The following is a 20,377-nucleotide window of genomic DNA, read 5'->3' on the forward strand; positions in this document are numbered from 1 at the left end:
GAGACTATCGATCGATCGATCGACCGTCTAGCATCGGCCGCATGCCCACCGTGGAGTTCGCCGTCGAGGACGGCATCGCGCAGATCCGGCTGAACCGGCCCGAGCGGCTGAACGCGGTCGCCGCCGTCCTGGTCGACGACTTCCTGGCCGCCCTCGACGCCGCCGCGCGCAGCGACGCCCGCGTCGTCGTGCTGTCCGGCACCGGCCGCGCCTTCTGCGCCGGCCACGACCTCAAGGAACCCACCCCCGCGGGGGACTCCCGGGCGCGGCTCGACCGGCTCCAGGACGTCACGCGACGCCTGCGCGCGCTGCGTCAGCCGGTGATCGCCGCGGTGCACGGCTACGCGATCGGTGCCGGCGCCGAGTTCGCGCTCGGCTGCGACCTGATCCTGGCCGCCGAGGACGCCGTCTTCGCGTTCCCCGAGGTCTCGCTGGGCCTGAGCGTCACCGGCGCGGCGTCGCGGCTGCTCCCGCTGCTCGTCGGCCCACTCAAGGCGAAGGAGCTCCTGCTGCTCGGCGAGCGCTTCGACGGCCGGAAGGCCGCGGAGCTGGGCATGGTCAACGCCGCCGTGCCGGCCGAGCAGCTCCAGGCCGAGGCGCTCAGCTGGGCGAAGCGGATCGCCGAGCACCCGCCGGCGGCCGCCGCGATGGCGAAGCGCGTCCTCGACGCGACCACGGACCTCGAGCCCGCGCTCGAGCTCGAGGTCAGCCACGCCCTCATCACCGAAACCTCGGCCGCGGTCGCCGCGTCCACGGAGGCCTTCCGGAGCCGGACGTGACGCCGCTGGCCGAAATCGGCACCCTGGGCCGGCTCGTCACGCGCGCCGCCGAGCTGTGGCCGCTGCGCACCGCCTGGATCTTCGACGAGACCGGCGAGCGGTTCACCTTCACCGACGTCGACCGCCTCAGCGACGGGTTCGCCGCGGCGCTGACCGAACGCGGCATCGGCCCCGGCGACCGGGTCGCGGTGATGCTGCGCAACCAGCCCGAGTTCCCGCTGATCTGGCTGGCGCTGGCCAAGATCGGCGCGCGGCTGGTGCCGGTCAACACGAACTACCGCGAGTTCGACGGCGCCCACGTCCTCCGCCACTCCGGCGCGAAACTGGCTGTCGCCGCACCGGAGTTCACCGACCTCCTCGGCCGCATCGGGCTGACCGAGGTCGTCACCCCGGACCGGCTCCGCACCGACGCCGCGCCGCCGGAGTTCACGCCGGTGCCCGAACTCCCGGTGAACATCCAGTACACCTCCGGCACCACCGGCGCGCCCAAGGGCTGCGTCCTGCCGAACCGGTACTGGACGACCCTGGCCGTCGGCCTCGCCACCGACTTCCCGGCCGTCGGCGAGGACGACGTGCTGCTGACCGCGCAGCCGTTCCACTACATCGATCCACAGTGGAACGTCGCGCTGGGCCTCGCCGCCGGCGCCACGCTCGTCGTGCTGGACCGCTTCCACCCCAGCACGTTCTGGGCGAGGGTCCGCGAACACGGCGTCACCTGGTTCTACTGCCTGGGCCTGATGCCGACGCTGCTGCTGCGGCAGGAGCCGTCGGAGGCCGACCGCGATCATCGCGTCCGCGCGATCTGCGCGTCCGCGATCCCGCACGAGCTGCACGCCGAACTGGAGGCGCGCTGGGGCGTGCCGTGGTACGAGGCGTTCGGGATGACCGAGACCGGCGGCGACATCCGGATGGCGGCGGCCGACCACGACGAGACCGTCGGCACCGGCTGCATCGGCCGGCCGAGCCGCGACCGCGAGGCGATGATCGCCGGAGAAGACGGGAAACCGTTGCCACGCGGGGAAACCGGCGAGCTGCTGATCCGCGGGATCGGGCTGATGCACGGCTACCACGACGACCCCGAAGCGACGGCGAAGGCGTTCCGCGACGGCTGGTTCCACACCGGCGACCTCGCCCGCATGGACGACGCCGGCCGCGTGTACTACATCGGGCGCACGAAGGACATGATCCGCCGCAGCGGCGAGAACGTCTCCGCCGACGAGGTCGAACGCGCGCTGCTGCTGCACCCGGCGGTGCGGCTGGCGGCCGTCGTCGCGGTGCCCGACGAACTGCGCGGCGAGGAGATCAAGGCGTACGTCGTGTGCGACGGCGAGCGTCCGGAACCGGCGTCCCTGGTCGAGTTCTGCTCGGAAAAGCTGGCCTACTTCAAGGTTCCGCGCTTCTGGGCGTTCGCCGACGGGCTGCCGATGACGCCGTCCGAGCGCGTCGCCAAGGGCGAGCTGCGGAAGGTGGCCGACCCGCGTGCCGGGTCGTGGGACGCGAAGGCGGAAGCATGGCTGTGACGAGCCGGGAGCGCGTCCGCGCGGCGGCGGTGAAACTGTTCGCCACCAAGGGGTTCCACGGCACCGGCATCCGGGATCTGGCGCAGGAGGCGGAACTCTCCTCGGCGAGCCTGTACCACTACATGGGCACCAAGGAGGATCTGCTCGCGGAGATCATGCACACGGCGCTGAACCGCCTCCTGGACGCGGCCCGCGAAGCGACGGCCGGCAGCGCGGACCCGGTGCACCGGCTGCGCACGCTGGTCGCGCTGCACGTGCTCGCGCACGCGGTCGGCCCGGCGGAAACCCGCGTGGTGGACAACGAAGTCGACGTGCTGTCGCCGGCCGCGCGCGAACCGGTGGTGGCGTTGCGGGACGCCTACGAACACCTGTGGGCGGCGGCGATCGACGAAGGCGTCGCGGCCGGGGTGTTCCACACCGAACACCCGGCGGTGACCCGGCTGGCGCTGCTGGAGATGTGCAGCGGTGTCGCGAGGTGGTATTCACCGCGCGGTCCGCTGGCTCTCGATCAGCTCGCCGAGCACTACGCGGAGCTGGCGTCGAGGGCCCTGGGCTGCACGTCTTCGCCGGGCGTAGCCGACTTGCGACGCTGCCGGGAAATCGTCGCGAAAGAGTGGGGCATGTCCGTTTAGCGGCGCTTTTACCTGTGTACGCCTTGCCCAGACGGCGCGCGTGGGGGACGCTCGAAGGGTGACTGAGGAAACGATCCAACTGGAACTGGACGACTCGGGTCTCGCGCCGGGCCTCCCGGCGCCGGCACACCCCCGCGATCAGGTGCAGGATGTCCCCTACCGCCCGGTCGAGTTCCGCGATGACGATCTCCCCACCGCCCTGGAGCGGTGCTCCAAGTGGCTACGGCAGGCGCAGGAATGGCTGGGCGAGCCGCTCGACGTCCTCGCCATCCACCTCGACTACGACGACCGCCAGGGTTCGCCGTACTACGACGTGAAGCTCCTGTGCAACGAAGAGGACCTGGCCGGCGTCCCGATCGCCATCCGCAACAAGCAGTAACCCGAAGCGCTGCCGAGGCCACCTCCCGGACGTCCGGGAGGTGGCCTCGTTCGCTTTCCGGGGACCTCAGCCGAGCACGCCGCCGACCTTCACGTGCCCCTTGAGCAGGTTGCGCGCGATGGTGCGGCGCTGGATCTCGTCGGTGCCTTCGTAGATGCGCAGCAGCCGCAGCTCGCGGTACCACCGCTCGACCGGCAGCTCCCGCGTGTACCCCATGCCACCGTGGATCTGCAGGACGCGGTCGACGATTTCGTTGGCCTTCTGGCCGCCGTACAGCTTCGCCATCGACTGCGCGTGCCGCGAGTCGACGCCCTGGTCGACCTGCCAGGCGGCGTTGAGCACCAGCCAGCGCAGCGCTTCCAGCTCGACGCCGGAGTCGGCGATCATCCACTGGATGGCCTGGCGCTCGGCGATCTTCTGCCCGAACGTCTCGCGGGTGTTGGCGTGCTCGATGGCCATCGAGATCAGCCGCTCGCACGAACCGATCGCGCGCGCCGGCAGGAGGTAGCGGCCCTGGCCGATCCACTGCATGGCGAGCTCGAAGCCGCGGCCTTCCTCGCCGAGGATCTGCGTCTCGGGGACGCGGACGTCCTGGAAGATCAGCGAAGCCGGGCCCCACTCGCCCATGGTGTCGATGTACTCGGACTTCCAGCCGGCCTCGCGGTCGACGAGGAAGCACGTGACGCCGCCGTTCGCGCCCTTCTCCGGGTCGGTGATCGCGAAGACCATCGTGAAGTCGGCTTCGTTGCCACCGGTGATGAAGGTCTTCTCGCCGTTGATGATCCAGTCGGTGCCGTCCTTGCGGGCGGTGGTCCGGATGGCCTTGGCGTCCGACCCGGCGCCCGGCTCGGTGATCGCGAAGCACGACTTGCGCTCGCCCGAGATGGTCGGCAGCAGGTAGGTCTGCTTCTGCTCCTCGTTGGCGTGGAACAGGATGTTGTCCGCGGCGCCACCGAAGCGGAACGGCACGAAGGTCCGGCCGAGCTCGGCTTCGAGCAGCGCGGCCATGACGGCGGACAGGCCCATGCCGCCGTACTCCTCCGGCGTGAAGACGCCCCAGAAGCCGGACTCCTTGGCCTTCAGCTGGAGGTCCTTCAGCTCCTCGCCGGTCAGCCCGGGCTGGTGGGCGCGCTCGCGCCGGAGGACTTCCTGCTCGAGCGGGATCAGCTCCCGCTGGACGAACGTGCGGACCCAGTCGCGCACTTCACGTTCTTCGGTGCTGAGAGAGAAATCCATCCGAGCTGCTCCTCCGACACTGGCTAAGCGCTTGCTTAGTACGAGGGTACCTCCTGGGAGCGGGATTACCCCAGACCTGTCCCCGAATTCGTGACAACCGCTTCGCCGCCCGGAAGGATCGGAGGGGTGATGGAGATCGTGGTCCGCTGGTCGTCCCCGCTGCCCGCCGAAGAGCGTTTCCTGCGCCTGCTGGACGACGTCGAACAAGGCCGCTTCGAGGCGTACCGCCAGGACGCGGACAAGCGGCGCTTCCTCACCGGCCGCGTGCTGGCGAAGACGGTGGCGGCGGAGCGGCTGGGGTCGACCCCCGAGGCCGTGAAGTTCGACGCGACCTGCGAAGACTGCGGCAAACCGCACGGCAGGCCCCGGGTCCCGGGCGCGGACCTGACGCTGTCGATCTCCCACTCGGGCGACCTGATCGGCGTGGCGGCGACCCCATCGGTCCCGGTGGGCCTGGACGTCGAGACGGCCGGCCGCAAGGCCGACGACGGCTTGATCGAGTACGCGCTGAGCCCGGCCGAGACGGCGCACCTGGCGGGCCTCGGCCCGGAGGAGAAGGCGGCGGCGTTCTTCGTCTACTGGACGCGCAAGGAAGCCGTGATGAAGGCCACGGGCAAGGGCCTGCGCATCCCACTGAAGAGCATCACGTTCTCCCGCTTCGACGAACCGGCCCGGCTACTGGAGTCGGGCGACCCGGCGCTGGATCCGGCGACCACGCGACTGGTGGACCTGAAGGCCTCGGACGGCTATCGCGCGGCCATCGCGGTGCTCACCACCGACGAGCTGTCGGTGACCGAGGAACACTGGGTTCCGCGGCCATGATCGGCGACATGTCCACACCGGCGAGCACGAGTGAGCCGAGGTATCCCACCGGCGCTTCGCCGGCGGCCATCCGGGCTGCTCTGCTGCCCGAGGACGTGCCCCGGTTCGACCAGGACTACCGCCACGCCCTCGACGTCGCTCGGGAGGCGTTGAGCCTCACGGACCTCGTCGAAACGCTGGAGTCGTGGCGCCGGATCGCGTGGAGCACCCAGGACGACCCCGCCGCGCACCGGCGCATGGCGCAGGCGGCCGAGCACGCCCAGCGCTCCGGGGAGCCGCCCGCCGGCAGCCGATCGTGGAACTCCCTCAAGTCGGAGCTCGGCCTCTAGCTCGCCTTCGGGCCGCATGGCGAAGGACTGATCACTTACCTGATCCTGGAGGAGCAGAACCGCGTCGACCTGCTTCGCGTCCTCTGGCCCCCTAGACCGGCAAGTCCGCCAGACCCATCGCGCCCAGCAGCGTCCGGAACTTCGCCGTCGTCTCGTCCAGTTCCGCCTGCGAGTCCGAGGCCGGCACAATCCCGCCCCCCGCATACAGCCGCATCGACGTCGACGCGATCTCCGCGCAGCGGATCGCCACCGCCCACTCTCCGTCGCCCGTGGCGTCCACCCAGCCGACCGCTCCCGCGTAGTAGTCGCGGTCGAACGGCTCCAGCTCCTGGACCAGCTCGCGCGCTCCTTCGGTCGGGGTGCCGCAGATCGCCGGGGTCGGGTGCAGCGCCGCCGCCAGGTCGAGGGCCGTGATGTCCGGGTCGGCCAGCTCGCCCGTGATCGGGGTGCGCAGGTGCCAGATCGCCGGGGTCGTGACCAGCTCCGGCTCCGCCGGGACCTCGAGCGTCCGGCAGAACGGCCGCAGCGCCTCGACCAGGTAGTCGATCACCACGGCGTGCTCCAGCTGGTCCTTGCGCGACGTCCGCAGCGCCTCGCCGTTGGCCCGGTCGGTCGCCGGGTCGGCCGAGCGCGGCATCGAGCCCGCGTGGGGCGACGAAAAAACCGTGCGGCCGGTGCGGCGCAGCAGCAGCTCGGGCGTGGCGCCGACCAGCGCCCGGCCGCCCGGCAGCTCGGCCGCGTACGTGAAGTGCCGGGGGTTGCCGACCGCCAGGTTGCGCACGATGCTCTCCGCCGACACCGGCGCGGCGAACTCGAGGTCCAGGGCCCGGGCCAGCACGGCTTTGCGCAGATCACGCGAAGCCAGCGCCTCGACGGCCGCCGAGACGGCCGCCATGTGCTGAGCGGGAGAAGGCACCGCACGCACCCGCACGGGCGCCGGCAGGACCTCACGCGGCAGCGAAGGCGCCCCTTCGGAACGGTGGACGGTCCGGGGCACGACGAGGTGGCCCGGCACCTTCGTGTCGGGCCCGGTGTCGAACGGGAGGACACCGACGGCCAGCGGGGCACCCGTGGCGGCCAGGACGCCGGGGATCACCGAGGCGAGCCGGCGGGGGTCCGTCTCGGTGACGGTCCGGATGGTGCCCTGCGCGAGGAGCGCGCGCTCGGCCGTCGTGAACAGGAAGTCGCCTCGCTGATAGCGGGCGGCGAGGTCGCTAGCCGGGATCACCGGGTCTGTGTCACTCACAGACTCCAGCGTCCCAGGCTTCGGGAGATCCGCGAGGGGAGTGTCACGAGCGACACTCCCCTCGCGGGAGCTCCGGTGACGGCTACTTCAGCGCGTCGATGAGCGCCTCGCGCTGGCGCTCGCCCAGGCCGGCGGCGCGCCGGTCCGGGTCGATACCGGCCTGCTCGAGCAGGGCGGCGACCTTCACCGCGCCGAGGCCGGGGACGGCCTTCAGCAGCTGGGTGACCTTCGTCTTCCCGATCGTCTTGTTCTCCTTGGCCTGCTTGAGCACCTTTTCGATGCTCTCCTTGCCGGACTTGATCGACGCGAGCAGCTCCGAACGCGCCTTGCGAGCCTCGGCCGCCTTGGCGAGTGCATCGGCGCGCTGCTCCGGAGTCAACGTAGGCAGAGCCAACGTAGTAGTCCTTTCCTCTCAGGTCTCCGCTTTCGCGGCCGACGGCTTTTCGGTGCGCTTGCTCCTGCAAGCGCTGGCCAGCCGTCTCTTACCACGGCCCCAGTAAACGCCACCGGGTTCTCGGCCGTGCAACCGACACGCACTTAATACCCTCGGAGGTGATGCCGGGCAACCCGCTCCGGCCTGCGGAAACGCTCCCAAGAACCGTCCCGAGTGGCCATCCTCACCCGGAAGTGAAGCCTCCACTACACCGGGTTTCGGCGCATATTTCGTTGCTCACAACGAAAAGCGCAAAAATAGTCGATCTTGATCACCGTTCGGTCGTCGCCCGATCGCGGGACGACCGTGACCGAACGGAGCCGTTGTCGACCATGCCCGCTTCACCCGATCCGCACTAGAGTCGGCCCAACCCCCGTTCACCGGCGAACACCCCCGGGAGTGACCATGTTGAGCACCATGCAGGACGGCCAGCTGTCGCTGGCGAACCTGCTCCGCCACGGCACGTCGGTGCACTCGGCGAGCGAAGTCGTCACCTGGACCGGTTCAGAAGCCCGTCGCGAGACCTACGGCGAACTCGGCCGCAACGCCGCCCGCCTCGCGAACGCGCTCCGGAGCCTCGGCATCACCGGCGACCAGCGCGTCGGCACGTTCATGTGGAACAACGCCGAGCACCTCGCGGCCTACCTCGCCGTCCCGGCGATGGGCGCCGTGCTCCACACCCTGAACATCCGGCTGTTCCCCGAGCAGCTGGTCTTCGTGGCCAACCACGCCGAGGACCAGGTCGTCATCGTCGACGGCACCCTCGTCCCGCTGCTGGCCAAGCAGCTGCCGGAGTTCAAGACGGTCCGGCACGTCATCGTGGCCAACGGCGACGCGGCGTCGCTGCAGGCACCCGACGGCATCCAGGTCCACTCCTACGCCGAGCTGCTGGCCGGCCAGCCGGACACCTTCGACTGGCCGGAGATCGACGAACGCTCCGCGGCCGCGATGTGTTACACCTCGGGCACGACGGGTGACCCCAAGGGCGTCGCCTACTCGCACCGGTCGATCTGGCTGCACTCGATGCAGGTCTGCATGAGCGACAGCATGAACCTCGCCCAGCACGACAAGGCGCTGGCCATCGTGCCGATGTTCCACGCGATGGCGTGGGGCCTGCCCTACGCGGCGCTGATGGTCGGCGCGACGCTGGTGATGCCGGACCGGTTCCTCCAGCCCGCCCCGCTGGCCGCGCTGCTGGCCGACGTCAAGCCGACGTTCGCCGGCGCGGTCCCGACCGTCTGGCAGGGCTTGCTCGCCCACCTCGAAGCCAACCCGCAGGACATCTCGCACCTGCGCGAGGTCGTCGTCGGCGGGTCGGCGGTGCCGCCGTCGCTGATGCACGCGTTCGAGGAGCGGCACCACGTCCGGATCCTGCACGCCTGGGGCATGACGGAGACGTCACCGCTGGGCAGCGTCGCGCGCCCGCCGGCGTCCGCGACCGGCGACGAGGCCTGGCGCTACCGCTACACGCAGGGCCGCTTCCCGGCGGCGGTGACGGCCCGGCTGATCGGCGACTCGGGAGAAGAGCTGCCCTGGGACAACGAGGCCGTCGGCGAGCTGGAGGTCCGCGGCCCGTGGATCGCCGGGGCCTACTACGGCGGCGCCGATATCGACCCGGACAAGTTCCACGACGGCTGGCTGCGCACCGGCGACGTCGGCAAGGTCAGCGCGGACGGCTACCTGACGCTGACCGACCGCGCCAAGGACGTCATCAAGTCCGGCGGCGAGTGGATCTCCTCGGTCGACCTGGAGAACCAGGTCATGGGGCACCCGGCGGTGGCCGAGGCCGCGGTCGTCGGCATCCCGGACGAGAAGTGGGACGAGCGGCCGCTGGTCGCCGTCGTGCTCAAGGAGGGCCAGACGGCCACGCCCGAGGAGCTGCGCGAGTTCCTCAGCGACAAGGTCGCGAAGTGGCAGCTGCCGGAGAACTGGACGTTCGTGGACGAAGTGCCCAAGACGAGCGTCGGCAAGTTCGACAAGAAGCGGATCCGCGCGTCCTACTCCGAGGGAAAGCTCGACATCGCACAGCTCTAACGGGTAAATCTCCGGCGTGCCTAAGGTTCCGTGAATGCCACTTTGGGGGACTCTGTGTCCCTCGATGTGGCATTCACGGACGTACGCGGAGGAGTACTGGGGATGCAGCGAAACAGGCGGAGCTTTCTCGCGCTCGCGGGAGCGGGCGCGGTCGGCGCGGTGGCGGCCGCGTGCGGGTCGAACACCGGGCGGCAGGGCACCCCGCCGCCGTCGACGGCGTACTCGGCGGGCCCACCGCCGTCGGACGCGCCCAAGGTCACGCTCCAGCAGTGGTACCACGCGTACGGCGAAGACGGCGTCCAGGAAGCGGTCAAGCGCTACGCCGCGACGTACCCGGGTGCGACGGTCAACGTCCAGTGGAACCCGGGTGACTACGACTCGAAGATCGTCACCGCGCTGCAGAACAGCAAGGTGCCGGACGTCTTCGAGGCGCAGGTCAAGATCGACTGGGTGCGGCAGAACCAGGTCGTGTCGCTCGACGACGTCATCGCCCCGGTCAAGGGCGACTTCAGCCCGGCCGTGCTCGCCGCGCAGACCGTCGAGGGCAAGGTCTACGGCATCCCGCAGGCCATCGACACGCAGGTGCTCTTCTACCGCAAGAGCCTGCTGCAGGGCGCGGGCGTGCAGCCGCCGCAGACGGTCGACGAGCTGATCGACGCGGCCGCCAAGCTCTCCAAGGACGGCGTCAAGGGCTTCTTCGCGGGCAACGACGGCGGCGTCGGCGTGCTCACCGGGCCGCTGCTGTGGTCGGCCGGCCTCGACTACCTGAAGAACGGCAACCGCGAGGTCGGCTTCGACGACCCGCGCGCGGCGACCGCACTGGCCAAGCTGCACACCCTCAACGCCAACGGCTCGCTGCTGCTCGGCGCACCCTCCGACTGGTCGGACCCCGGCGCGTTCGTCGACGGGCTCGCGGCGATGCAGTGGACCGGGCTGTGGAACGTGCCGAAGATCCGTGACGCGCTCGACGACGACTTCGGCGTGCTGCCGTTCCCGCGGCTGGACGGCAGCGGCGCGCCGTCGGTGCCGGTCGGTGCGTACGGCGCGATGGTGAACGCCAAGAGCGAGCACGTCGCCGAGGCCAAGGCGTTCGTGAAGTGGCTGTGGATCGACAAGACCGACGACCAGCTGGAGTTCGCGACGAAGTTCGGCTTCCACGTCCCGGCGCGCCAGAGCCTCACCGACCGCGCGGACAGCCTCAAGACGGGCCCGGCCGCCGACGCCGCGAAGTTCGTCAAGGAGAACAGCCACCTCGTCGGCGGTCCGGTGTGGACTCAGCAGTCGAACACGGCGTTGTCCGACGCGGTCGCGAAGATCGCGAAGGAGGGGGCGGACCCGGTCGCGCAGACCAAAACAGCGGTCGAGGTGGCGAAGTCCGAGCTCAAGCGCCTGTTCGGATGAAAGGGCGCGACGCGCGCGCGTTCTGGCTGTTCGTCGGGCCGTTCCTGCTGGGGCTCGCGGTCTTCGCGTACCTGCCGATCGGCTGGAGCGCGTACCTGTCGTTCTTCGACGCGCGCAACACGGTGAGCCCGACGGACTTCGTCGGGCTGGACAACTACGGGCACATGCTCACCGACGAGCCGTTCCTGTCGAGCCTGGGGACGTTCAGCGCGTTCGCGGTGTTCATCGTGCCGCTGACGTTCGTCCTCTCGCTGGCGCTCGCGCTCGGCGTCAACCGGCTGCGGTTCGCGCGGGCGTTCTTCCGGTCGGTGTTCTTCCTGCCGTTCGCGTGTTCGTACGTGGTGGCGTCGCTGATCTGGAAGACGTCGCTGTTCTCCGGTGTCCGGTACGGGCTGGCGAACACGGTGCTGGGGTTGTTCGGCGCGGACCCGGTGGCCTGGACGGGCACGGTCCACCCGCCGCTGTACTGGATCGTGCTGGTGACCGCGCGGCTGTGGCTGCAGCTCGGGTTCTACATGATCCTGTTCATCGCGGCGCTGCAGCGGATCCCGCACCACCTGTACGAAGCGGCCTGGCTCGACGGCGCGAAGCCGGGGTGGCAGGTGTTCCGCTACATCACGCTGCCGCAGCTGCGCGCGACGGCCGTGGCGGTGCTGCTGCTGAACCTGATCAACGCCTACCAGGCGTTCGACGAGTTCTACAACATCATGGGCGACTCCCGCGGCTATCCGCCGTTCGCCCGGCCGCCGCTGGTGTACCTGTACTACACGTCGCTGGGCTCGGGCGGCCAGGACCTCGGCCGCGGCAGCGCGGGCGCGGTGATCCTGGCGCTGATCATCGCGCTGGTGACCTTGCTGCAGGGCCGGGTCTTCCGCTTCGGGCGGGTGTCGTGAAGGCCTTCTTCCGGTGGACGTCGCTGACGGTGGCGGCGGTGCTGTTCCTGCTGCCGTTCTACCTGCTGGTGCGCAACGGCCTGGCGTCGCGGGCCGAGATCACCGCTCCACAGTGGACGTTCTTCCCGGCCACCGCGCACTGGGAGAACTTCTCGAAGCTGTTCTCCCTCGACGACGTCCCCTTCGCACGCAGCCTGCTGAACTCGGCGATCGTGGCGGTGCTGCAGACGGCCGGCCTCCTGGCGGTCTGCTCGCTGGCGGGCTACGGCCTGGCGCGAATCCCCTACCGGCACTCCAAGATCGTTTTCTACGCAGTGCTGGCGACGCTGATGATCCCGACGTCGGTGACGTTCGTGCCGAGCTTCGTGGTGGTCTCGACGCTCGGCTGGCTGTCGGACTTCCGCGGACTGGTGATCCCCGGGCTGTTCAGCGCGTTCAGCGTGTTCCTGTTCCGGCAGTACTTCCTGGACTTCCCGCGCGAGCTGGAGGAGGCCGGGCGGGTGGACGGGCTGACGCGCTGGGGCGTGTTCTGGCGGATCGTGGTGCCGAACTCGCGGGGCTTCTTCGCGGCGATCGCGGTGATCTCGGTGATCGGCAGCTGGAACGCGTTCCTGTGGCCGCTGATCATCGCCCAGTCCCCCGACTCGTGGACCGTCCAGGTGGCGCTGTCGGGTTTGCTGACGGCGCAGAACCCGCAGCTGAACCTGCTGTTCCTGGCGGCGGCGGTGTCGATCCTGCCGATCGTGCTGCTCTTCGCGTTCCTGCAGCGCTACCTGGTGCGCGGGGTGACGGAGTCCGGTTTGGGCGGCTCGTAACAAGCAGTGGGGCACGGCCGACTCCGGGGTTGTCTCGAAGGAAGCAGGTACTCCCATGACCAGTTCCGACCCGTACCCGTCGGCCCACCCGGACGACCCGGCGTCGCACATGCCCACCCCGAGCGGGCCCACCTGGCAGCAGAACCCGGTGTCGGCGCCGATGCCCGTCCAGCCGTACGCGGCGGCGTACGGCGTGCCGGTCCCGATGCTGCGCACCAGCGGCCTGTGCGTCGCGGGCATGGTCGTCGGCATCCTCGCCCTGCTCGGGTTCTGGATCCCGTTCGGTGACGTGCTGATGGGCCTGCTCGCGATCGGGCTGTCGTGGGCCGGCATGACGCAGGCGGCCCGGCCCGGGTTCACCGGCCGCGGCATGGGCATCGCCGGCCTGATCTGCGGGGGCATCGCGATGATCCCCGCTATCATCTTCATGGTCATCTTCTTCACCGCGGCGGCGACCGTGACGACGACCTGCGGTATCTACTGCTGACGTAACGCCCGGAGCCGGCGCACCGACGACTCCGGGTAACGACAGAAACAGGTGCACCATGACCGAGTTCGACCCCTACCGGCAGCCGGACCAGGCCAACCCGGTGTACCCGCCTTCGGCGCCGGTCCCGCAGCAGCCCTGGGGGACGCAGCAGTACCCGGTGCAGCCGTACGCGCCTCAACCGGTCTACGTCGCCCAGCCGTACGCGGCGTACCAGCCGCTGGCCACCAGCGGGATGGCGGTGGCGGGCATGGTCGTCGGCATCGTCGCCCTGGTCCTGTTCTGGGTCCCGTTCGTCGACCTGGTCCTCGGCTTCCTGGCGATCGGCCTGTCGTGGGGCGGCATGGTCCAGGCCGACCGGCCGGGCTACACGGGCAAGGGCATGGGCATCGCGGGCCTGGTGTGCGGCATCATCGCGGTGATCCCGGCGGTGATCGTGATGCTGTTCTTCTTCGGCATCATGGCGGCGGCCGGGACCGCCGCGTGCACCTACGCCTGCTGAACGCTCCCCCGCCTCTCGGCCGAATTGACCACGACCTTCGGCGGTACACCCCACCCCGACGCCTGTGACAAGGTGGCTCGAAACGTCACGTTCACCGGCCGGACACCGGCGTCCGGCACGGTGCTGGGCAACCGAGAAACTGGGGAGCGAACAACCATGGCCGAACTCACCCGGCGCACCTTCGCCACCGCGGGCGCCGCCGGTCTCGGACTCCTGCTGTGCACGCCCACCGCGAACGCCCTCGACCGCGCCCTGCGGCTCACGAGCACCCGCTCGGTCTCCACCACCGGCACCACGCTCGAGCAGGTGGCCACCGGCGGCGGCACCGCGAGCTACAGCCGCCTGTCCGCGGGCCCCGGCTGGCCGCTGGTCGTCCGCGGCGACCTCGCCGCCCCGCAGACCGGCCGCGACGACCGGCGGCGCGCCCTCAGTGCGTTCGTGCAGTTCACCGACCTGCACATCACCGACACCGAGAGCCCCGCGCGCTTCGAGTACCTGCACCCCTTCATCGGCTCCGCGCACCGGCCGCAGGAGGCGCTCGGCACCGTCGCCACCTCCGCGCTCGTCGAACGCGTCAACAGCGTCCGCCAGGGCCCCTTCACCGGCCGGCCGTTCGACCTCATGGTCACCACCGGCGACAACACCGACAACCACGAGCTGATCGAGCTCGACTGGTTCCTCAAGGTCCTCAACGGCGGCAGCGTCACGCCGAACTCCGGCGCCACGAACGCCTACGAAGGCGTCCAGAGCTCCGGCAACAAAGAGTTCTGGAACCCGTCCATCGCGGGCGTGGGCGACGACTACTCCGCCAAGGGCTTCCCGCAGCTGCCCGGCCTGCTCGAAGCGGGCATCAAGACCTTCACCGCGCCCGGCCTCGACGTCCCGTGGTACTGCACGTTCGGCAACCACGACGACAGCATCGTCGGCTCGCTGCCGGCGCAGATCCCCGGCATCGACGCCTGGTACACCAGCAAGTACAAGGTGATCGGCAAGGACGAGAGCACCGCGAAGAAGCTCGCCGACGCCATCAAGAAACCCGGCTCCAGCATCCCGGTCGCGGAGCTGTTCGGCGGCAGCGGCACGATCCGCGAGATCACGCCGGACGCGCGGCGCCGCCCGTTCACCACCGGCCAGTTCGTGCAGGCGCACCTCGACACCGCGAACACCGGCCCCGGCCCGGTCGGGCACGGCTTCACCGGTGACAACGCCGACGGCAAGAACGTCTACTACACGTTCCGGATCGCGCCGGGCATCACCGGGATCAGCCTCGACACGACGACCGACGCCGGGTTCGCCGACGGCTCGATCGGCCTGGCCCAGTTCAACTGGGTCGAAGCGACGCTGAAGCGCAACAGCTCGACGTACTACGACTTCTTCGGCCGCAAGGTCACCCACGGCGTCACCGACGAGCTGTTCCTCCTGTTCAGCCACCACACCAGCGGCTCGATGGGCAACGTGCTGCCCGACTCGCGCCACCTGCTCGACCCGCGCCTGGACGGCAACGCGTTCGTCGGGCTGCTCAAGCGGTTCCCGAACGTGCTGGCGTGGGTCAACGGCCACACACACCTCAACAAGATCACCGCGCACGCCGGGAACACGCCGAAGCAGAGCTTCTGGGAGATCAACACGGCGTCGCACGTCGACTTCCCGCAGCAGGCCCGGATCGTCGAGGTCGCGGACAACGCGGACGGCACGTTGTCGCTGTTCACGACGCTGATCGAGGCGGAAGCACCGTACGCCGTCGACTACGACGCCCGGACACCGCAAGCGCTTGCGTCCCTCTACCGCGAGCTGTCCTACAACGACATCCACGTCGACCTCGGCCGCGTCGGCGAGGCCGTCGACCACAACACGGAACTGCTGCTCGTCCACCCGCTGAGCTGAGCGCGTTACCTCGGAGGTAATCGCCCCGCGGCCGGTCTTCGGGCAGGCTGCGGGGCATGACCGATCCCGAGGGCACCCAGCTCTTCCACCGCTCCATGCCGTTCTCCGAACGCCTCGGCGTCGAGGTGCTGGAGCACGGCAAGGCACTCGTCCGCAGCCGGCTGAAGTGGGACGAGAGCCTCTGCACGCTCGGCGGCGCGCTGCACGGGGGCGCGCTCATGGCCCTGGCCGACTCGACCGGCGCCGTGTGCGCGTTCCTCAACCTCCCCGAAGGCGGGCAGGGCACGACGACCGTCGAGTCGAAGACGAACTTCCTGCGTGCCGTGCGTTCGGGCTACGCCGTTGCGTCGTCCAGACCACTGCACGCCGGGCGCAAGTTCGTCGTGGTGGAGACGGAGATCCACGACGACGACGGCAAGTTGGTCGCGAAAGTGACACAGACGCAGGCCGTCCTCTAGGTACCTGTTTACATACCGGGCCCGACCGGCAAAAATCCCTGGCTACTGGGTGGGACTGACAGGGAGCCGGGATGCGTGTACGCAAGTTGTTCACCTTATTGTCCGTGGTTGTGTTGACTGCCGTAACCGCGCAAGTCGCCGACGCCGCGCCGGCCCGGCCCCACGACGACGAGGCGATCGACTACCACGAGTGGAACGGCGGCCAGTTCCACGACGGCGGCTTCGACGGCCTGGCGCTGACCCGCGACGGCCTGCGCATCACGCGCCCGGCCGGCACGGTCGAGCACACCGAGCCGGAGCTGGGCACGACGAGAACGTACGAGTATGGCCAGTGGACGTCGCCGTCGTACCGGCAGGGCTTCGGCGCGACGCAGCTGGTCGCGTCGTGGAACGCCCAGACGCCGGCGAAGACGTGGCTGCAGGTCGAGGCGCAGGGCAAAACGTCGGCCGGCACCGAAACCGCGTGGTACGTGATGGGCCACTGGGCCAGCGGCGACGCCGACATCCTGCGCACCAGCGTCGACGGCCAGGACGACGCGAACGCGCTGGTCGACGTCGACACGCTGGTCATGAAGACCGGCGTCACGCTGAAGTCGTACAAGCTGCGGATCACCCTCTACCGCGAAGCCGGGTCCCACGCGACGCCGTCGGTGACGTCGCTGGGCGCGATGACATCCGCGGTGCCGGACCGCTTCGACGTGCAGACGACGAAGCCGGGCCGCGCCACCGGGATCGAGCTGAAGGTGCCGGCATACGCGCAGAACCTCCACAAGGGACAGTTCCCGCAGTACGGCGGGGGCGGCGAAGCCTGGTGCAGCCCGACGTCGACGGAGATGGTGGCCGAGTACTGGGGCAAGAAGCCGTCGGCGGCGGAGATGTCCTGGATCCCCTCGGACTACGTCGACCCGTCGATCGCGTTCGCGGCGCGCTACACCTACGACCACGCCTACGACGGCACCGGCAACTGGCCGTTCAACACGGCGTACGCGGCGTCGCGCGGGCTGCGCGGGCACATCACGCGGCTGCACTCGCTGAACGAGCTGGAGACCTACATCGCCCGCGGCATCCCGGTGATCACGTCGCAGTCGTTCCTGGCTTCGGAGCTGGACGGCGCGGGGTACGGGACGGCCGGGCACATCATGGTGGTCGTCGGCTTCACGAAGGACGGCGACGTGATCGCGAACGACCCGGCCTCCAGCAGCAACGACCGAGTGCGCAACATCTACAAGCGCGACCAGTTCGAGAAGATCTGGCAACGGACCAAGCGGTACCGCGCCGACGGGACCGTCGCGGGCGGCCCCGGCGGCATCGCGTACATCATCACCCCGGCCTGACCGGGCTCGGCGGGGCGCCGGACCGGCGCCCCGCCGGGTTCACCAGGCCTTGCCGGCCTGCTGGCGCGTCGTGCGGTTGATCCGGTTGAAGAAGTTGGTGAGCGCGATGTTCAGGGTGATCGCCGACAGCTGCTTCTCGTCGAAGTGCTTCGCCGCCGCTTCCCAGATCTCGTCCGTCACCCCCGGCTCGCCGTCCTGGAGCCGGGTCGCCGCCTCGGTCAACGCGAGCGCCGCCCGCTCCGGCTCCGTGTAGAACGGCGTCTCGCGCCACGCGACCACGTTGTGCAGCCGCTCCTCGGTCTCGCCGTGCTTCTTCGCCGACTGGACTCCGCCGTGGACGCACGGGCTGCAGCCGTTGATCTGGCTGGCCCGCAGGTGGACCAGCTCCAGCACCAGCGGGTCGACGCCCCCGGCGTGCACCGCCTTGATGATCCGCTGGATCGCCCCGAACACCTCGGGGTTCCCCGAATCCTTCAACCGCGCTTCCATCGGTCCTCCGTCTGTTACCTGTGCCCCTCCGGGCCCGTCATCACCACGACGGAGCGGAACGGAGGAAGGTAACGACATGCCCGACACGGTGACCGAGGCCTTCGAAGCGCAGCGCGACCGGCTGCGCGCGGTGGCCCATCGGGTGCTCGGCTCGCACGCCGACGCCGAGGACGTCGTCCAGGAGGCCTGGCTGCGGCTGTCGCGCCAGGACGCCTCGACCATCCAGAACCTCGACGGCTGGCTGACCACGGTGGTCGGCCGGATCAGCCTGGACGTCCTGCGCTCGCGCCGGTCCCGGCCCGAGGCGCCCTACGACGAGGTCGTCGTGGCGGTCGGCGAAGGACCCGAGGAAGACATCACGCTCGCGGATTCGGTCGGGCTCGCGCTGCTGGTCGTCCTCGAGTCGCTGGGGCCGGGCGAACGGCTGGCGTTCGTGCTGCACGACCTGTTCGCGGTGCCGTTCGAGGAGATCGGCCGGATCCTGGGCAAGTCCCCCGCCGCCAGCAAGATGCTCGCGAGCCGCGCCCGCCGGAAGGTCCGGACACCATCGCCGGCTTTGTCGGCCGGGCCCGAGCAGCGAGAGGTGGTCGACGCGTTCCTGAGGGCGGCCCGCGACGGCGACTTCGAGGGGCTGCTGCGCGTGCTCGACCCCGACGTCAAGCTGACGGTCGACACCCCGGACGGCGTGGTGGTGGTCCTCGGAGCGACGAACGTGGCGGCGGGAGCGCGCTTCGGCGCGGCCAACGAAGGCCGGGAGGTCTTGGTCGACGGCCTGCCGGGAGTGGTGGCGTGGCGCCCGGACGGGTCGCCGCTGTCGGTCGTGGCGTTCACAGTGGTGAACGGCCGGATCGCGGGGATCGCGGCGGTGGCCGACCCGGCCCGGCTGGCGTCGATGGACCTGCCCGAGCCACCCGGAACTGTCGGTACCTCCCGATAAGCTGGAAACCGGGGGCCGGAGGCACGCCCCGCTTCAGCTCGGGTCGCGCCGACCGCCGGAATCGTCGGCACAGCCGCAGTTGCCACACGCCCGGGGCTTCCCGCGCGGTAGCCGCCGCGCGGTCGGACGCTGCGGCGGCAGCGCCGCGACCTGCACCGTGTCCGCGTTCAGCGGGCCGACCGCGGCCGCACCGTTCGGAGAACCCAGCGGTGCGTCGCGCCCGGGGAGGATCTCGCTGAAGAACAGGCCGTTGTCCGGCGCGGACGCGATGTCTTCCACGTAGGAGACCGCTGCCACCGGGCAGACCACCTCACACGCACCGCACTCGAAGCACTCGTCCGGATGGATGTAGAGGCTCCGGGCGCCCTCGTAGATGCAGTCCACGGGACATTCGTCGATGCACGCACGGTCCTTGACATCGACGCAGGGTTGCCCGATCACAAACGCCATGCCGGAAACCTAGTCACATCCGCCCCGGCCGGACAGGAGTTGCGTAAAACGCAACAGGTTGCGCAGGAATCACCGAACCTCACTCATGCGGATGTCGCCATCTCCGCATGATCCGTGGCAAGCTGCGGGCAAACCAGCAGTGCAGCCGGAAGGTGGATTCGCATGCCGTACGAGGTCCAGGGGGTCGTTTCGCGAGCGAAGGGCGAGCCGGTCTCGCTGGAGACCGTCCTCGTCCCCGATCCCGGGCCGGGCGAGGCCGTCGTGAACGTGCAGGCCTGCGGGGTCTGCCACACCGACCTGCACTACCGCGAGGGCGGGATCAACGACGACTTCCCGTTCCTGCTCGGCCACGAAGCCGCCGGGGTCGTCGAAGCCGTCGGGGAGGGCGTCACCGACCTCGAGCCCGGCGACTACGTCATCCTCAACTGGCGCGCTGTCTGCGGCACCTGCCGCGCCTGCAAGCGCGGCAAGCCCTGGTACTGCTTCTCGACGTTCAACGCCGCCCAGCCGATGACGCTGGCCGACGGCACCAAGCTGTCGCCCGCGCTCGGCGTCGGCGCCTTCCTCGAGAAGACCCTCGTCCACAGTGGACAGTGCACCAAGGTCAACCGGGAAGCCGAACCCGCGGTCGCCGGGCTGCTCGGCTGCGGTGTCATGGCCGGGCTCGGCGCGGCCATCAACACCGGCGCCGTCACCCGCGGCGACTCGGTCGCGGTCATCGGCTGCGGCGGCGTCGGCGACGCGGCCATCGCGGGCGCGAAGCTGGCCGGCGCCACCACGATCGTCGCGATCGACATGGACGACCGGAAGCTGGAGTGGGCCAAGGACTTCGGCGCGACGCACACGGTCAACAGTCGCGGACTCAGCGAAGAAGCCGTGGTCGAAGCCATGCAGGACGCCACGAACTCCTTCGGCCCGGACGTCGTGATCGACGCCGTCGGCCGCCCGGAGACCTGGCGCCAGGCCTTCTACGGACGCGACCTGGCCGGCACGGTCGTGCTCGTCGGCGTCCCGACGCCGGAGATGCGCCTGAACGACCTGCCGCTGATCGACTTCTTCTCGCGCGGCGGCTCGCTCAAGTCGTCCTGGTACGGCGACTGCCTGCCGAGCCGCGACTTCCCGATGCTGGTGGACCTCTACCTGCAGGGCCGGCTGCCGCTCGACAAGTTCGTCACCGAGCGCATCGGCGTCGACGGCGTCGAGCAGGCCTTCGAGCGCATGCACCACGGTGACGTCCTGCGCAGCGTGGTGACGTTCTGACTCTCTTCACCGACGCGGACTACCCGGCCGACCCCTACCCGGGGACCCGGCCGGGTT

Annotated in this window: 21 protein-coding genes and 1 pseudogene; 17 read left to right on the forward strand and 5 right to left on the reverse strand. The window is 70.0% G+C overall.

The window, feature by feature from the left end; translation table 11 throughout:
* The first annotated feature begins 41 nt into the window (after positions 1-41).
* Genes QQ657_RS16010 through QQ657_RS16025 form a run of 4 tightly spaced genes read left to right on the forward strand, consistent with a single transcriptional unit; the run spans position 42 to position 3,310 of the window.
* The gene (locus tag QQ657_RS16010) at positions 42-779 is read left to right on the forward strand and encodes an enoyl-CoA hydratase/isomerase family protein (protein WP_284742931.1); all 738 of its coding nucleotides are present in this window, start codon (positions 42-44) and stop codon (positions 777-779) included.
* Positions 776-2,299 (forward strand): ATP-dependent acyl-CoA ligase, encoded by a 1,524-nt coding sequence (locus QQ657_RS16015; RefSeq protein WP_284742932.1) that lies wholly within the window; start codon positions 776-778, stop codon positions 2,297-2,299. Before QQ657_RS16010 ends, QQ657_RS16015 begins: the two co-directional genes overlap by 4 nt.
* On the forward strand, positions 2,290-2,931 hold the full coding sequence (locus tag QQ657_RS16020; RefSeq protein ID WP_284742933.1) for a TetR/AcrR family transcriptional regulator: 642 nt from the start codon (positions 2,290-2,292) through the stop codon (positions 2,929-2,931). The genes QQ657_RS16015 and QQ657_RS16020 overlap by 10 nt, the downstream gene beginning before the upstream one ends.
* A gap of 58 nt (positions 2,932-2,989) precedes the next feature.
* Positions 2,990-3,310 (forward strand): hypothetical protein, encoded by a 321-nt coding sequence (locus QQ657_RS16025; RefSeq protein ID WP_284742934.1) that lies wholly within the window; start codon positions 2,990-2,992, stop codon positions 3,308-3,310.
* A 66-nt stretch (positions 3,311-3,376) separates the two neighbouring features.
* Here the strand turns inward: QQ657_RS16025 and QQ657_RS16030 are convergent, their stop codons facing one another.
* A complete protein-coding gene (locus QQ657_RS16030) occupies positions 3,377-4,546 on the reverse strand; it encodes an acyl-CoA dehydrogenase family protein (RefSeq protein WP_086680388.1) in 1,170 nt (389 codons plus the stop codon).
* A gap of 129 nt (positions 4,547-4,675) precedes the next feature.
* Between QQ657_RS16030 and QQ657_RS16035 the strand changes: the two genes are divergently transcribed.
* Both QQ657_RS16035 and QQ657_RS16040 read left to right on the forward strand, forming a co-directional pair.
* A complete protein-coding gene (locus QQ657_RS16035; protein ID WP_284742935.1) occupies positions 4,676-5,368 on the forward strand; it encodes a 4'-phosphopantetheinyl transferase family protein in 693 nt (230 codons plus the stop codon).
* 8 nt (positions 5,369-5,376) lie between these two features.
* Complete coding sequence (locus tag QQ657_RS16040) at positions 5,377-5,697, forward strand: DUF6247 family protein (RefSeq protein WP_284742936.1); 321 nt, start codon at positions 5,377-5,379, stop codon at positions 5,695-5,697.
* A gap of 91 nt (positions 5,698-5,788) precedes the next feature.
* Here the strand turns inward: QQ657_RS16040 and QQ657_RS16045 are convergent, their stop codons facing one another.
* Complete coding sequence (locus tag QQ657_RS16045; protein WP_284742937.1) at positions 5,789-6,943, reverse strand: isochorismate synthase; 1,155 nt, start codon at positions 6,941-6,943, stop codon at positions 5,789-5,791.
* A gap of 82 nt (positions 6,944-7,025) precedes the next feature.
* A complete protein-coding gene (gene mihF, locus QQ657_RS16050; RefSeq protein ID WP_026468624.1) occupies positions 7,026-7,337 on the reverse strand; it encodes an integration host factor, actinobacterial type in 312 nt (103 codons plus the stop codon).
* Between the two features lie 444 nt (positions 7,338-7,781).
* Between mihF and QQ657_RS16055 the strand changes: the two genes are divergently transcribed.
* The 9 genes from QQ657_RS16055 to QQ657_RS16095 all read left to right on the forward strand — a co-directional run bounded on the left by QQ657_RS16055 (position 7,782) and on the right by QQ657_RS16095 (position 17,184).
* The gene (locus QQ657_RS16055; RefSeq protein WP_284742938.1) at positions 7,782-9,410 is read left to right on the forward strand and encodes a long-chain fatty acid--CoA ligase; all 1,629 of its coding nucleotides are present in this window, start codon (positions 7,782-7,784) and stop codon (positions 9,408-9,410) included.
* Positions 9,411-9,512: 102 nt separating this feature from the next.
* Positions 9,513-10,811, forward strand: a complete 1,299-nt coding sequence (locus QQ657_RS16060; RefSeq protein ID WP_284742939.1) for an ABC transporter substrate-binding protein — start codon at positions 9,513-9,515, stop codon at positions 10,809-10,811.
* On the forward strand, positions 10,808-11,704 hold the full coding sequence (locus tag QQ657_RS16065; protein WP_284742940.1) for a carbohydrate ABC transporter permease: 897 nt from the start codon (positions 10,808-10,810) through the stop codon (positions 11,702-11,704). Before QQ657_RS16060 ends, QQ657_RS16065 begins: the two co-directional genes overlap by 4 nt.
* 29 nt (positions 11,705-11,733) lie before the next feature.
* Positions 11,734-12,519 (forward strand): carbohydrate ABC transporter permease, encoded by a 786-nt coding sequence (locus QQ657_RS16070; protein ID WP_284743019.1) that lies wholly within the window; start codon positions 11,734-11,736, stop codon positions 12,517-12,519.
* Between the two features lie 55 nt (positions 12,520-12,574).
* A complete protein-coding gene (locus QQ657_RS16075; protein ID WP_284742941.1) occupies positions 12,575-13,006 on the forward strand; it encodes a DUF4190 domain-containing protein in 432 nt (143 codons plus the stop codon).
* A 58-nt stretch (positions 13,007-13,064) separates the two neighbouring features.
* Positions 13,065-13,508, forward strand: a complete 444-nt coding sequence (locus QQ657_RS16080; protein WP_284742942.1) for a DUF4190 domain-containing protein — start codon at positions 13,065-13,067, stop codon at positions 13,506-13,508.
* A gap of 156 nt (positions 13,509-13,664) precedes the next feature.
* On the forward strand, positions 13,665-15,392 hold the full coding sequence (locus QQ657_RS16085; RefSeq protein ID WP_284742943.1) for a TIGR03767 family metallophosphoesterase: 1,728 nt from the start codon (positions 13,665-13,667) through the stop codon (positions 15,390-15,392).
* Between the two features lie 56 nt (positions 15,393-15,448).
* Positions 15,449-15,850 (forward strand): PaaI family thioesterase, encoded by a 402-nt coding sequence (locus QQ657_RS16090; protein ID WP_284742944.1) that lies wholly within the window; start codon positions 15,449-15,451, stop codon positions 15,848-15,850.
* Between the two features lie 71 nt (positions 15,851-15,921).
* Positions 15,922-17,184, forward strand: a complete 1,263-nt coding sequence (locus QQ657_RS16095) for a C39 family peptidase (RefSeq protein WP_284742945.1) — start codon at positions 15,922-15,924, stop codon at positions 17,182-17,184.
* A 39-nt stretch (positions 17,185-17,223) separates the two neighbouring features.
* Here the strand turns inward: QQ657_RS16095 and QQ657_RS16100 are convergent, their stop codons facing one another.
* On the reverse strand, positions 17,224-17,673 hold the full coding sequence (locus QQ657_RS16100) for a carboxymuconolactone decarboxylase family protein (protein ID WP_284742946.1): 450 nt from the start codon (positions 17,671-17,673) through the stop codon (positions 17,224-17,226).
* A gap of 76 nt (positions 17,674-17,749) precedes the next feature.
* Here QQ657_RS16100 and QQ657_RS16105 point away from each other — a divergent pair, with 76 nt between their 5' ends.
* Positions 17,750-18,610, forward strand: a complete 861-nt coding sequence (locus QQ657_RS16105) for a sigma-70 family RNA polymerase sigma factor (RefSeq protein WP_284742947.1) — start codon at positions 17,750-17,752, stop codon at positions 18,608-18,610.
* A gap of 129 nt (positions 18,611-18,739) precedes the next feature.
* On the opposite strand, the pseudogene fdxA reads toward QQ657_RS16105, so the two are convergent.
* A pseudogene (gene fdxA / locus QQ657_RS16110) lies at positions 18,740-19,060 on the reverse strand (ferredoxin); the annotation flags it as partial.
* Positions 19,061-19,222: 162 nt separating this feature from the next.
* Here fdxA and QQ657_RS16115 point away from each other — a divergent pair.
* The gene (locus QQ657_RS16115; protein ID WP_284742948.1) at positions 19,223-20,320 is read left to right on the forward strand and encodes an S-(hydroxymethyl)mycothiol dehydrogenase; all 1,098 of its coding nucleotides are present in this window, start codon (positions 19,223-19,225) and stop codon (positions 20,318-20,320) included.
* Positions 20,321-20,377 lie beyond the last annotated feature (57 nt).

This window comes from Amycolatopsis ponsaeliensis, from assembly GCF_030182635.1.
Lineage (GTDB): Bacteria > Actinomycetota > Actinomycetes > Mycobacteriales > Pseudonocardiaceae > Amycolatopsis > Amycolatopsis ponsaeliensis.